This window comes from Georgenia daeguensis (assembly GCF_039537705.1).
GTDB classification, from domain to species: domain Bacteria; phylum Actinomycetota; class Actinomycetes; order Actinomycetales; family Actinomycetaceae; genus Georgenia; species Georgenia daeguensis.
Genome location: NZ_BAABBA010000001.1, coordinates 114771 through 126382 on the forward strand (window position 1 = coordinate 114771; position 11612 = coordinate 126382).

Here is an 11612-nt window from a genome sequence, read left to right on the forward strand (position 1 = left end):
GCGCGCAGCACGGTATGGTTGGCTGGGTAAAACCAAGTACGGGGGTGGGCGGCCGTGCCGCGAGGAGGAGCGATGTCCTGGACCGACCCGCGCTCGCGGTTGCGCGGGGAGCTCGCGCGCTACACCGCCCGTTCGTGGCGGGTGCCCCTCGGACGCGGCGTGGTGACGCTGCTGGTGGGGGTGGCGCTCCTCCTGGCCCCGCTGACCTCCCTCGCGGCGGTCGTCACCGTGCTCGGCGTCGGGGTGCTGGCCGACGGGGTCGTGTCGGTCGTGCAGGGAGTTCTCGCGCGCGGCCAGTGGGGGTCGTCCTGGCGGCTCGTCCGCGGCGTCGCCGGGGTGCTCGCCGGGCTCTTCCTGGTGTGGCAGCCGTCCATCACCGCGAACAGCTTCATGGTGCTGACCGGCGCCGCCGCCCTCGTCACCGGCATGGTGATGCTCGCCGTCTCCGTGCAGACCCGGGCCCTCGCGCCGGGCACCTGGTCGGGCGGCGTGGTCGCCGGGGTCCTTCTCGCGCTGCTCGGGGTTCTGCTCATGCTCTTCCCGACGGCGGCGCTGCTGCTGGTCACGGTCGTCGTCGGGATCGGGTCGCTGGTCGCCGGCGCCGCGCTGATCGCCCACGGCTGGCGGCTGCGACGGGCGTGGCGGGAGCTCGACCGCGCCGCCTGAGCGTCGGCCGTCGGGGGTCGGTGCTCAGCCCAGGCCGAGCGCCGCGAGCGCCCCGGGTGGGAGCAGCGCGTAGCCGACGAAGGCGACCACGTCGATGAGGGTGTGCGCCACGACGAGCGGCATGGTGCGGCGTCGTCGGCGGTAGTACTGGCCGAAGATCAGGCCCATCACCACGTTGCCGAGGAACGGCCCGAACCCCTGGTACAGGTGGTAGGCGCCGCGCGTGACCGCGCTCGCGGCCAGGACGGCCGGGGGTCGCCAGCCCAGCTGCTCGAGGCGTTCGATGAGGTACCCCGCGACCACCACCTCCTCGAGCAGGGCGTTCTGCAGCGCGGCGAGGACGAGCACCGGCACGGTCCACCAGTGGTCGTTCAGGGTGGCTGCCTGGACCTCGACCGTGATGCCCAGCGCCCGCCCGGCGAGATACAGGCCCAGGCCCGGGACGCCGATGAGCGCCGCGAGGCCCACGCCGGCGGCGAGGTTGCGCCCGGGGCGCCGCCAGTCCAGCCCGATGCGTGCGGTGGCCCGGCGACCCGGCTCGGAGAGCAGGTAGAGGGCGAGGGCGACCGGGACCAGTGCGAAGCCGATCGACAGCAGCTGGTAGGTGAGGTCGAGGTACGGGCGCGGCGAGCGCGAGGGGTTCATCGCCGTGCTCTGCTGGCCCAGCGGGGTCACGAGGGTGAGCCGGGCCACGATGTTGACGAGGGCGTAGACCGCCGACTGGCCCAGGGAGAGCCCCAGGACGATGAGCACCTCGCTGCGCAGGCGGGAGCGCAGGGGACCGAGAGCGACCCCTGCCGGGATCTGCGCCGCCGTGGCGGTCGACGTTTCCGCGGGCCCTGGTGCGGCGGCCCCGGACTGGGCGGCGGCCACGGACTGTGCTTCGGCGGGCTGTGGCGCAGCGGTCCGGGCGGCCCCGGTCTGGGTGGCGGCCCCGGTCTGGGTGGCGGCCCCGGACTGGGCGGCGGCCACGGACTGCGCCGCCGTGGTGGGCGTCGTGCCGGCGGGGATCGTCCTGTCGTCCACCGGCTCAGTGTCCCTCACGAACCTGCCGGGACGACGTCGCCAGACGCGGTGCGTCAGGTGGCCGGCCGTGCCGGACGTGCGTCAGGCGGGCGACCCTGCCGGGAGAGCAGGCCGCGGGCAACCCTGCAGGGCGGGTGCGTCAGGCGGGCTCGCGGCGGGCGCCGGCGATGAGCGCGCGGGCGATGGCCTTGGCGTCGAGGGCGGTCTGCGGCGAGCCGGTGATCGGCGCGGTCGCCATCGCACCGTTCGCGACGATGTAGAGCTGCTCCGTGAGCGCCTCCGCCCGCTCCGGCGGTAGCTCGAGCCCCGACACCAGCTCGGCGAGCGCCGAGCGGAACGCGCGCTTGTGGTCACGGACCGCCGTCGCCACGCGGGGAGCGTCGTCCCCGAGCTCCCCGAACGCGTTGATGAAGGCGCAGCCCCGGAACGTCTCCTCCGCGAACCATGAGGACATCCAGTCGAAGACCGCCAGGACGGCCTCCTCCGCGCCAGCCGGGCGCCGCTCGTCGACGTACTGACGGACGGACGTCAAGATCGCGGCGTCGCGCTCCCGCAACGTGGCCTCGATCAGATCGTCCTTGGAGCGGAAGGTGCGGTACAGCCGCTTGAGGGGCACGCCGGCGGCGGCCCGCACGGCGTCCATCCCCACGGCCTGGATGCCGTGCTCGTAGTAGAGCGACGACGCCGCACCGACGAGCGCCTCACGGTCGGAACCGGGGTCCGGGGTTGCCACGTCGAAAACCTCCTTGACCGAGAACGATGGTTCTCCTAGTGTAGCGACGCACGAGAGAACGAGCGTTCTCGGCCACGTCGCCCGTCCACGAGGAGTCACCATGTCGACCACAGCCCTGGCCCCCCGCTCCGCCACCGGCGGGGCCGTCCGCTACCGCACCGCCGTCGTCGGCGGCCACACGCTCGCCTACCGGGAGGCGGGGGACCCGGCCCGGCCCACCCTGGTTCTGCTCCACGGCTTCCCGACCAGCTCGCACATGTACCGGGGCCTGATGGCGGAGCTGGCCGGGGAGTACCACGTCCTCGCCCCCGACCACCTGGGCTTCGGCGCGAGCGACGCCCCGCCCGCCGACCAGGTGCGCTACACGTTCGAGCTCCTCACGGAGCTGACGCTGGGCCTGCTCGACCAGCTGGGCCTCGGCAGGTTCGCCCTCTACGTCCAGGACTACGGCGCCCCGATTGGCCTGCGCATCGCGGCGCGCCAGCCCGAGCGGGTCACCGCGATCATCAGCCAGTCGGGCAACGCCTACGAGGAGGGGTTCACCTCGTTCTGGGAGCCGCTCGTGACCTACGCGACCGCCCGGGCCGCCGGCGAGCGCCCCGACGACACCGCCGTTCGTGCGCTCCTGACGCTGGAGGCGACCCGCTGGCAGTACACGCACGGCGTCCCGGCCGACCGGCTCGAGCGCATCTCCCCGGACACCTGGACCCTGGACCAGGCCAGGCTCGACCGCCCGGGCAACGCGGAGCTCCAGCTGGACCTGTTCGCCGACTACCTCTTCAACCTCGACGAGTACCCCGCGTTCCAGGCGATGTTCCGCGAGCACCGCCCGCCCCTGCTCGCCGTCTGGGGCCGGGGCGACGAGATCTTCGGGCCCGAGGGAGCGCGGGCCTTCGCCCGTGACCTCCCTGACGCCCGGATCCACCTCCTCGACGCCGGGCACTTCGCCCTCGAGACGCACCTGCCCGAGATCAGCCGGCTGGTGCGGGAGTTCCTCCGTGACGCTCTCGGTGATCAGCCGTGACGGCCGTGGAGGCGCCCGTAGGGGTGTCGCGGCTCCTCGTCCCCGGCGCGATCGCCACTGCGATGCTCGCGGCGCTGGCCGGCCTGGAGCTGCTCGGGCTGCCGACGTTCGCCATCCCGTTCGTCGCGACGGCCACCATCCTCGCCACCGCCCCGGGCAGCCCGCTGGCCAGGACGCGGACCGTCGTGCTCGCCTACGGCCTCTCGCTGGTCGTCGCCCTGGCGATCGTGGACACGTGGGGCAGCTCGACCGCCGCCGCGGTCGTCGCCGCGGGCCTCGCCGTGCTGGTCACCGCCGTGGCCCGCGTCTCCCACCCGCCCGCGGCGGCCGGGGCGGCGATGGTCGGCCTGCAGGGCACCGAGTGGGTCTTCCTGCTCGGCGGCGTCCTGCCGGCGCTGGCCGCGCTGCTGGCGGTCGCCGTCGTCGCGGGCGTCCTCGTCCGCTCCTACCCGTACCGCCTGCACTGGTGACAGGGCGATCCCGGAAGGGCGAGGGCACAACATGGACATGTGGCTTGATCTGCACGAGCTGAGGGCTCGCGACCTGGTCGGCGAGGCGGAGAACGCACGGCGGCTCCGGGAGATCGGGCAGCGCGAGAGAGCCCGGCCCCGCGCCCACGGGTCGAGGCCCGGCGCGCGCCTCGAGGATATCGAGGGTCAGGTGCGGCGCATCCGTCGCATGGTTCGACGGGGTGAGGAGCGCGCCGTGGTCCTGCGGGAGATCTCCGCCGTCGTCTCGGCCCTCGACGGGTTGGCCGTCGACGTCCTGGAGGAGCACCTCAGGCACTGAGGCGCCGGCGATGCCGGGCCCCGGGCCGCTGCGGGGACGTGGCGGCCCGGACGCCTGGCGAGGGACGGAAGGCGTGACGCGGTGGTGAGGCACCATGGGGGCATGAACGAGTCCGCCGTCTCCGCCGTCGTCTTCGACATGGACGGGATCCTGACCGACACCGAGACCATCTGGGACGAGGTCCGCCGCGGCCTCGCCGCGCGGGACGGCGTGCCGTGGCCCGAGGAGGCCACCCACGCGATGATGGGCATGTCCACGCCGGAGTGGTCCGAGTACATGGCCAGCACCGTCGGCGTCGACGGGGACGCGGCGGCGGTCGCCGAGCGCACGATCGGCGCCATGGCGGCGCGCTACCACGAGCACCTGCCCACCCTGCCGGGCGCGGTCGAGGCCGTCGAGCGGCTCTCGGAGCGCTGGCCGCTGGGCCTGGCTTCGTCCTCGCCCCGCCGCCTGATCGACGCCGTCCTGCGCGAGCTCGGGCTCACCGAGCGGTTCCGGGCCACGGTCTCGACCGAGGAGGTCGCGGCGGGCAAGCCGGCCCCGGACGGTTACGCGAAGGTCTGTGAGCTGCTCGGCGTGGACCCCGCGCGGGCCGTGGCCATCGAGGACTCCAGCAACGGGCTGCGCTCGGCGGCGGCCGCCGGCATGAAGGTCATCGCCGTGCCGCACGAGGCGTTCCCGCCCGCCGACGACGCCCTAGCGCTCGCCGCGGCCGTGGTCGGCAGCCTCCACGAGGTGACGGTCGAGCTCGTGGAGGGACTCGTCGGCACAGGGCGCTAGGACGACGGCGGCGCGCAGCGTGCGCGCCGCCCCCTCATTGAACGGATTTTGAGTCCGTCGCCTCGGCCGGTTGGGCGCCGTCGCCCCGGCGATGCCTCAGCCCGCGCGGCGCAGCCGCAGCGAGTTCCCGACGACGATGACCGAGCTCGCCGCCATCGCCGCCCCCGCGATCATCGGGTTGAGCAGCCCGAGCGCGGCCAGCGGGATCGCGGCCACGTTGTAGGCGAACGCCCAGAACAAGTTCTGCTTGATGATCCGCAGCGTCCCGCGGGAGATGCGGATCGCCGTCGGGGCCGATCGCAGGTCGCCGCGCACGAGCGTGATGTCCGAGGCCTCGATGGCCACGTCGGTGCCGGTGCCCATCGCGAGCCCGAGGCCGCGCTGGCCGGCCTGGGCCAGGGCGGCGGCGTCGTTCACGCCGTCGCCGACCACCCCGACCACCCGGCCGCGATCCTGAAGGTCCTTGACGACGTCGAGCTTCTGGTCCGGCAGCACCTCGGCGATGACGTTCTCGGGCGCGATGCCCACCTGCGCGGCCACGCGCTCGGCGGCGGCGCGGTTGTCCCCGGTCAGCAGGTGCGGCGTGATGCCCAGCTCCTTCAGCTGCGCCACCGCCTCGGCGGAGGTCGGCTTGACCTCGTCCCGCAGCGCCAGCACCCCGCGTGCCTCGCCGTCCCAGGCCACGACGACGGCGGTCGCGCCGTCGCCCTCGGCGTGGCGGTGGGCCCGGGCCACCTCGTCGTCCTCCCCGACGCCGCCCACTCCCTGCTCGGCGAGCCACGACGGGCGGCCGACGAGCACCTCGCGGGGCGTGCCGCCGTCGTCGACCGTGGCGGAGACGCCGCGGCCGGCGTGGTTGGAGAAGCCGCTGATGCGGGGGAGGGCGGTGCCGCCGGTGCGGGCCGCCTCGGTGATGGCGCGGGCGATGGGGTGCTCGCTGCCGGACTCGACGGCGCCGGCCAGGTGCAGGACCTGGGCGCGCAGGTCGTCGACGCCGGTGTCCGCTGCCGCGCCCACGACGTGCCGGGTGGGCGCCAGGGAGGGAGCCAGCACGTCGGCCAGCTGCATACGGCCCTCGGTGACGGTGCCGGTCTTGTCCAGGACCATCGTGTCGACCCGACGGGTCGACTCGAGGATCTCCGGTCCCTTGATCAGGATGCCGAGCTGCGCGGCGCGGCCGGTGCCGACGAGCAGCGCCGTCGGGGTCGCGAGGCCCAGAGCGCACGGGCAGGCGATGATCAGCACCGCGACGGCCGCCGTGAACGCCGCCTGCAGCGGGTTGTCGAGCAGCAGCCAGGCGGCGAAGGTGAGGACGGCCAGGGCGATCACGATCGGCACGAAGACGGCGGAGATGCGGTCGGCGAGCCGCTGCACCGGCGCCTTGCCGGTCTGCGCCTGGCTGACCAGGCGGCCGATCTGGGCGAGGGTGGTCTCCTCGCCCACGCGGGTGGCGCGCACGAGCAGGTTGCCCGACGTGTTGACCGTCGCACCGACGACGTCGTCGCCCGGTCCGGCGTCGACCGGGACCGGCTCTCCGGTCAGCAGCGAGGTGTCCAGGGCGGAGATGCCCTCGACGACGACGCCGTCGGTGGCCACCTTCTCGCCCGGCCGGACGGCGAAGAGGTCCCCCACGGCGAGGGTGTCGATCGGCACCCGCTCCTCCGAGCGGCGGCCGTCGGCGTCGAGCGTGACCCGGGCGACGTCCTTCGCGCCCAGGGAGAGCAGGGAGCGCAGGGCGTCGCCGGCGCGACGGCGCGAGCGGGACTCGGCGTAGCGGCCGGCGAGCAGGAACGTGGTCACCACGGCCGCGACCTCGAAGTACAGCTCCGGGGTCATGCCGTGCTCGCCCTGCGCGGGGAAGAGCGTGAACTCCATGCGCATGCCGATCTCGCCGGCGCCGCCGAGCGTGATCGCCCACAGCGACCACAGCGTCGCCGCCGTGACGCCGAGGGAGACGAGCGTGTCCATCGTCGACGCGCCGTGGCGGGCGGCCCGGAACGCGGAGAGGTGGAACGGCCAGGCGCCCCAGGTGACCACCGGCAGCGCGAGGAGGAGGACGACCCACTGCCAGCCGGTGAACTGCAGCGCCGGGACCATCGAGAGCAGGAGGACCGGGAGGGTGAGGACCGCGGAGATCCTGAGCCTGCGCCTGAGGTCCTCCGCGCGGCGCTCGGCGGGGGAGGAGGTGTCGTGGGCGTTGGCGCCGACCGTGTCGCCGGCGACCGAGGCGGTCCCGCCGTCCGCCGGCGTCGTGCCGGTCGGGCGGCCTGCCTGCGAGGTCGTGGTCGGGCGGTCCGGCTGCGGGGTGGTCGCGCTGGCCGACGGGGCACCGGCCGACGCGCCGGCCGGGCCGCGGGAGCCGGTCACCCGGCCCGTGTAGCCCGCCGCCGCGACCGCGGCGACGAGGTCGCCGGGGTCGACGTCCTCGGTCAGCGTCACGTGCGCGGACTCGGTGGCGAGGTTGACCGTGGCGGTCGCGCCGGGGACCTTGTTGAGCCGCTTCTCCACCCGCGCCACGCAGGAGGAGCAGGTCATGCCGTCGACGGCGAGGTCCACCTCGCGCAGGACGGCCGGGGCGGCCGGCTGCGCCGTCGTCCCGGAGCCTGCGGTCTGCGCCGTCCCCCCGGAGCCTGCGGTCTGCGCCGTCGTCCCCGTGGCCGGCGCGGTGGAGCGGCGGCGCGTGACGGTGCCGGCGTACCCGGCCGCCTGGATCGCGCCGACGAGGTCGGCGTCGCTGACGTCCTGGGTGAGCTCGACGTGCGCCGACTCGGTCGCCAGGTTCACCGTCGCGACGACGCCCGGCACCTTGTTGAGCTTCTTCTCCACGCGCGCCACGCAGGACGAGCACGTCATGCCGTCGACGGCGAGGTCGACCTCGGCGAGGGGTGCGAGCGGTGCGTGGGGATCGGTGGAGGTGGACACGCCAGACCTTTCTGGGTGGACGGTGGCCCGGCCGGCTCGTCGCCGGCCGGAGCCGTCACTGGGAGCGCCGTCTGGGCGCCTGCGGGTTGCCGCCCAGGGGGAACCCGGGGCGACGCGGGTGCGCGGGTGCTCGTCGGGCGCCTGCGGTGTCGTGCTCAGGCGTCGCGGCGGATCCCGGCCACGGTGTAGCCGGCCTCGTCCACGGCGGCCCGGAGGGCGTCGTCGTCGAGGACGGTGTCGGAGACGACCGTGACGGGCGAGACGCCGCCCGCGTTGAGCTGGATGGAGACGTTCTTGACGGCGGGCAGGGCCTCGAGCTCGCTGGTCACGTGCTGGACGCAGTGGCCGCAGGTCATGCCCTCGACGTCGACGACGGTGGTGCGGTCGATCTCGGTGGTGCTCATGGGTTCTCCTCGCGCGGTGGTCAGGAACGGACGAGTCGGGCGATCGCCGCGGCGGCCTCGGTGACCTTCTCCTGGCCCTCCTCGTCGGAGGACCGAGCGGCCTCGACGACGCAGTGGCCGAGATGGTCCTCGACCAGGCCGATGCCGACCGCCTGCAACGCCTTGGTGACCGCGGAGATCTGGGTGAGCACGTCGATGCAGTACGTGTCCTCGTCGACCATGCGCGCGATGCCGCGCACCTGGCCCTCGATGCGACGCAGCCGCCGGGCGTAGTCGTCCTTCGTGCCGCTGTAGCCGGCCATGACGCCCCTCCCCGTCCGTGTGCACCGACCCCTGTGGTCGGCGCCCGACTGAAACGGTACCCCTAGGGGGTATCCGTGTCGAGGGGACCTTGGTCCTTCCGGCTTCTGCCTGTGTCGACGTTGCTGCGAACGGTGCGGTCGACGGCTCAGTGCTCCTGGGCAGACGAAGTGGTCCCGAAAGCACTTCATCTGCCCGGGAGCACTTCGCCTGCCCAGCAGCGTTCGCCCGGAGTGCTCGACCGGCCGACGAGCGATCGACGGCCTCGGAGCTCGACCGGCCGGCTCGACCGCCAGGGTCGCTACGCGCGAGCGAGAGGAGTCCGCGCGAACGTCGCCCCCTACGCCTCCGCGGGTGGCGCGGGTGGCGCGGGTGGCGCGAGTGGCGCGGGCGGCGCGGGCGGCGCGGACTCCGCGGGCGGGCCGTCGGGCCGCGCGTCGGACGCCTCGTCCTCCGCCAGGCGCTCGCGCAGCCAGTCGGGGATGTGCTCCTCGTCGCGCGGGTACCGGCGCAGGTCCTCGGCGTACTGCCCGGACTCGAGCGGCTTGGACCACTTCTGCTCGTGGGTGTAGTCCAGGTTCAGGGTCAGCTTGCCGGCTGGTTCGAGGGTGACCAGCGCGGCGAACCACGTGCCCTTGCCCGGCTCGAAGCTGGCGTGCCGCATCTCCGCCAGCGCCTTGCCGACGTCGCCGGGCAGGCCGGGCAGACCGACCTCCTTGCCGTCGGGGCCGGTCGAGGCGGCGAGCAGCTCGCCGCGCGTGCCGACCATGCGGCACAGCACCCGGGCGCGCGTCCACCCGGTCGGCGCCACGGAGACCAGGCCCTGGGCCACCCGCTGCAGGTGCGCGGCGTGCTTGGCCATCGGGCTGGCGGAGCCGTCCGCGCCGGCCCCGACGGTGACGACGGGACGCCCCACCGTCGGCGTGGCACCGGAGGCGCGGCGCGCGGGCGTCGTCGTCGCCGCCGGCTGCTGCGCGGCCGTCTTGAGCTGCCCCTCACGCGCCCAGCCGCGCGGCACCCGCTGGGCGTAGACCACGTCGGTCAGCGCGGACAGCGCGACGGTCGTCTCGTAGACGCCCGCGTCGAGCTTGTCCATGTGGAGGCGCTCGGCGATGTCGGCGTCGTGCGCGAGGGAGGCGACGCGGCAGAACTGCTCGCCCTCCTTGTTCGGGCCCTGGTCGACGATCCGCACCGGGATGCCGTGCCAGCGGGCGCTCGCGTGGATCTCGAAGATCTCGAGGGCGTCGGCGGCCGGGACCTTGCGCGCCCACATGCCCGCCTCGGTGCGGCTGAACCCGTGCTGCTCGGCGTCCCGCGAGGGGGTGACCAGGGTCAGCACCGTGGGGTTGCCGGCCTCGTCGGTCGCGACGTCGGCCGCGAACGTGCCGACGTCGATCTTCGCCACGTGCCCGACGTACTTCGAGGGCACGATCGCGTGGAAGCTGTCGCCGTCGAGGTGGTTCTGCCAGCCGAACGCGACGCCGTGGTAGGTGCCGATCAGCTCGGGCTCGGCCTCGCCGGGCGTGAAGCGCCACAGCCGGGCGCCGGGCGTGAGGCGGGTGTGCTCGACCCAGGACAGCGGGGCGACGACGTCGCCCGCCGACGTGAAGCCGGTGCCCGTGAACGGCGGGCGCTCGAGGAACGGCCCTCCCGTCCGGCGTCGGCCCTCCTCGTCCTGGCCGCCGGTGGCGGGGAGGACGACCGCCGTCGGGGAGACGGGCAGGTGCAGGACGTCGATCGGGGCGTCGGGGGAGAAGGGGGACCCAGGAAACCCGAGACCGTGAAGCTCGAAGAGGTCCGCCGTCGAGGTCACGCCGGCGACGTCGGCCGCGGGCACCACGTAGCCGGCGACCCGGTCGAGTCCTCGCTCGAGGTACGCGGCGGACATCGGGGGCGTGATCGCCTTCTGCAGGATGGTGGCCATGAGGTCTCCGGTCGGGTGCGAGGTCCACGTCACAATAGGTGGTGCGGCGCCCGGCCGGGGAACACGGCCGTACGGTAGGCCCATGCGACTGGGCGTCCTGGACATCGGCTCCAACACGGTGCACCTGCTGGCCGTCGACGCGGAGCCCGCCGCCCGTCCGGACCCGGCCGCCGACGTCGGCAGCACCGTGCGGCTGATGCGCTACCTCGACGACGACGGCGCGATCAACGCCGAGGGGATCGAGACCCTCGGGCTCGCGGTGCGCAAGGCGGTCAAGGCGGCGGGGAAGCTCGGGGTCGAGGAGATGGTCGGCCTCGCGACGTCGGCGATCCGGGAGGCGGCGAACGGTCCCGAGGTGCTCGCTCACCTCTCCGAGCTGGCCGGCGTGGAGCTACGGGTGCTCAGCGGCAAGCAGGAGGCCGAGCTGACGTTCCTGGCCGCGCGGCGCTGGCACGGCTGGGCCGCCGGGCGCCTCCTGGTCCTCGACATCGGCGGGGGCTCGCTGGAGATCGCCGCCGGGCTGGACGAGCGGCCCGAGTACGCCGTCTCCGTCCCCCTCGGGGCGGGCCGCCTCACGCGCCGGTTCCTGCACTCCGACCCGCCCAGCGAGAAGGAGGTCGACGCGCTGAAGGCCTACGTCAAGAAGACGCTCGCCGAGGTTGCCGACGACCTCGCCGAGCTGCCGCCGCCCGACCACGTGGTGGCGACGTCGAAGACGTTCCGCTCGCTCGCCCGGCTGGCGGGCCAGCAGGTGGCCGTCGTCGGCCCGGAGGAGCGACGGCGGATGCGCCTGGCCGACCTGGCGGACTGGACCCCGCGGCTGGCGAAGATCCCCGCCGAGCAGCGCATGGAGCTGCCCGGCATCACCCCGGAGCGCACCTACCAGATCGTGGCCGGGGCGATCGTCGCGCAGCGGGCCATGAAGGCGCTGGGCGTCGAGGAGCTGGAGATCTGCCCGTGGGCGCTTCGCGAGGGGGTCCTGCTGCGCCGGCTGGACCAGCTCGCCCCGGCGTCGTAGCTGCCGCGAGGCCGGTGACCCTGCCG

12 protein-coding genes are annotated in these 11612 nt (G+C 74.4%); 6 read left to right on the top strand and 6 right to left on the bottom strand.

Going from position 1 to position 11612, the window contains the following annotated elements; all coding sequences use genetic code 11:
* Positions 1 to 72: 72 nt before the first annotated feature.
* Positions 73 to 666, top strand: a complete 594-nt coding sequence (locus ABD774_RS00575) for an HdeD family acid-resistance protein (RefSeq protein WP_345036446.1) — start codon at positions 73 to 75, stop codon at positions 664 to 666.
* Positions 667 to 690: 24 nt separating this feature from the next.
* Here the strand turns inward: ABD774_RS00575 and ABD774_RS00580 are convergent, their stop codons facing one another.
* Together ABD774_RS00580 and ABD774_RS00585 are read right to left on the bottom strand one after the other, a co-directional pair.
* Complete coding sequence (locus tag ABD774_RS00580) at positions 691 to 1470, bottom strand: CPBP family intramembrane glutamic endopeptidase (protein ID WP_345036945.1); 780 nt, start codon at positions 1468 to 1470, stop codon at positions 691 to 693.
* A 361-nt stretch (positions 1471 to 1831) separates the two neighbouring features.
* Complete coding sequence (locus ABD774_RS00585; RefSeq protein ID WP_345036448.1) at positions 1832 to 2425, bottom strand: TetR/AcrR family transcriptional regulator; 594 nt, start codon at positions 2423 to 2425, stop codon at positions 1832 to 1834.
* 100 nt (positions 2426 to 2525) lie between these two features.
* Here ABD774_RS00585 and ABD774_RS00590 point away from each other — a divergent pair, with 100 nt between their 5' ends.
* The 4 genes from ABD774_RS00590 to ABD774_RS00605 all read left to right on the top strand — a co-directional run bounded on the left by ABD774_RS00590 (position 2526) and on the right by ABD774_RS00605 (position 5018).
* Positions 2526 to 3449, top strand: a complete 924-nt coding sequence (locus ABD774_RS00590) for an alpha/beta fold hydrolase (protein ID WP_345036451.1) — start codon at positions 2526 to 2528, stop codon at positions 3447 to 3449.
* The gene (locus ABD774_RS00595) at positions 3446 to 3919 is read left to right on the top strand and encodes an HPP family protein (RefSeq protein ID WP_345036453.1); all 474 of its coding nucleotides are present in this window, start codon (positions 3446 to 3448) and stop codon (positions 3917 to 3919) included. The genes ABD774_RS00590 and ABD774_RS00595 overlap by 4 nt, the downstream gene beginning before the upstream one ends.
* Positions 3920 to 3950: 31 nt before the next feature.
* The gene (locus ABD774_RS00600) at positions 3951 to 4238 is read left to right on the top strand and encodes a metal-sensing transcriptional repressor (RefSeq protein WP_345036455.1); all 288 of its coding nucleotides are present in this window, start codon (positions 3951 to 3953) and stop codon (positions 4236 to 4238) included.
* Between the two features lie 102 nt (positions 4239 to 4340).
* Positions 4341 to 5018, top strand: a complete 678-nt coding sequence (locus tag ABD774_RS00605) for an HAD family hydrolase (RefSeq protein ID WP_345036457.1) — start codon at positions 4341 to 4343, stop codon at positions 5016 to 5018.
* 96 nt (positions 5019 to 5114) lie between these two features.
* Here the strand turns inward: ABD774_RS00605 and ABD774_RS00610 are convergent, their stop codons facing one another.
* From ABD774_RS00610 to ABD774_RS00625, 4 genes are all read right to left on the bottom strand, one after another.
* Positions 5115 to 7940 (bottom strand): heavy metal translocating P-type ATPase, encoded by a 2826-nt coding sequence (locus tag ABD774_RS00610; protein ID WP_345036459.1) that lies wholly within the window; start codon positions 7938 to 7940, stop codon positions 5115 to 5117.
* Positions 7941 to 8095: 155 nt separating this feature from the next.
* On the bottom strand, positions 8096 to 8344 hold the full coding sequence (locus ABD774_RS00615; protein ID WP_345036461.1) for a heavy-metal-associated domain-containing protein: 249 nt from the start codon (positions 8342 to 8344) through the stop codon (positions 8096 to 8098).
* Positions 8345 to 8364: 20 nt separating this feature from the next.
* Complete coding sequence (locus ABD774_RS00620) at positions 8365 to 8646, bottom strand: metal-sensitive transcriptional regulator (RefSeq protein ID WP_345036463.1); 282 nt, start codon at positions 8644 to 8646, stop codon at positions 8365 to 8367.
* 338 nt (positions 8647 to 8984) lie between these two features.
* Positions 8985 to 10568, bottom strand: coding sequence for a hypothetical protein (locus tag ABD774_RS00625; protein ID WP_345036465.1), 1584 nt, complete (start codon positions 10566 to 10568; stop codon positions 8985 to 8987).
* A gap of 82 nt (positions 10569 to 10650) precedes the next feature.
* Here ABD774_RS00625 and ABD774_RS00630 point away from each other — a divergent pair, with 82 nt between their 5' ends.
* Positions 10651 to 11586 carry a Ppx/GppA family phosphatase gene (locus tag ABD774_RS00630; protein ID WP_345036467.1) on the top strand — a complete coding sequence of 312 codons (936 nt, stop codon included), beginning with the start codon at positions 10651 to 10653 and terminating at the stop codon, positions 11584 to 11586.
* The last annotated feature ends 26 nt before the right edge of the window (positions 11587 to 11612 follow it).

Coding starts and splice junctions, on each gene's coding strand:
- ABD774_RS00590 (WP_345036451.1), top strand. CDS start 2,526: ATGTCGACCACAGCCCTGGCCCCCCGCTCCGCCACCGGCGGGGCCGTC.
- ABD774_RS00615 (WP_345036461.1), bottom strand. CDS start 8,344: ATGAGCACCACCGAGATCGACCGCACCACCGTCGTCGACGTCGAGGGC.
- ABD774_RS00625 (WP_345036465.1), bottom strand. CDS start 10,568: ATGGCCACCATCCTGCAGAAGGCGATCACGCCCCCGATGTCCGCCGCG.
- ABD774_RS00605 (WP_345036457.1), top strand. CDS start 4,341: ATGAACGAGTCCGCCGTCTCCGCCGTCGTCTTCGACATGGACGGGATC.
- ABD774_RS00575 (WP_345036446.1), top strand. CDS start 73: ATGTCCTGGACCGACCCGCGCTCGCGGTTGCGCGGGGAGCTCGCGCGC.
- ABD774_RS00600 (WP_345036455.1), top strand. CDS start 3,951: ATGGACATGTGGCTTGATCTGCACGAGCTGAGGGCTCGCGACCTGGTC.
- ABD774_RS00620 (WP_345036463.1), bottom strand. CDS start 8,646: ATGGCCGGCTACAGCGGCACGAAGGACGACTACGCCCGGCGGCTGCGT.
- ABD774_RS00630 (WP_345036467.1), top strand. CDS start 10,651: ATGCGACTGGGCGTCCTGGACATCGGCTCCAACACGGTGCACCTGCTG.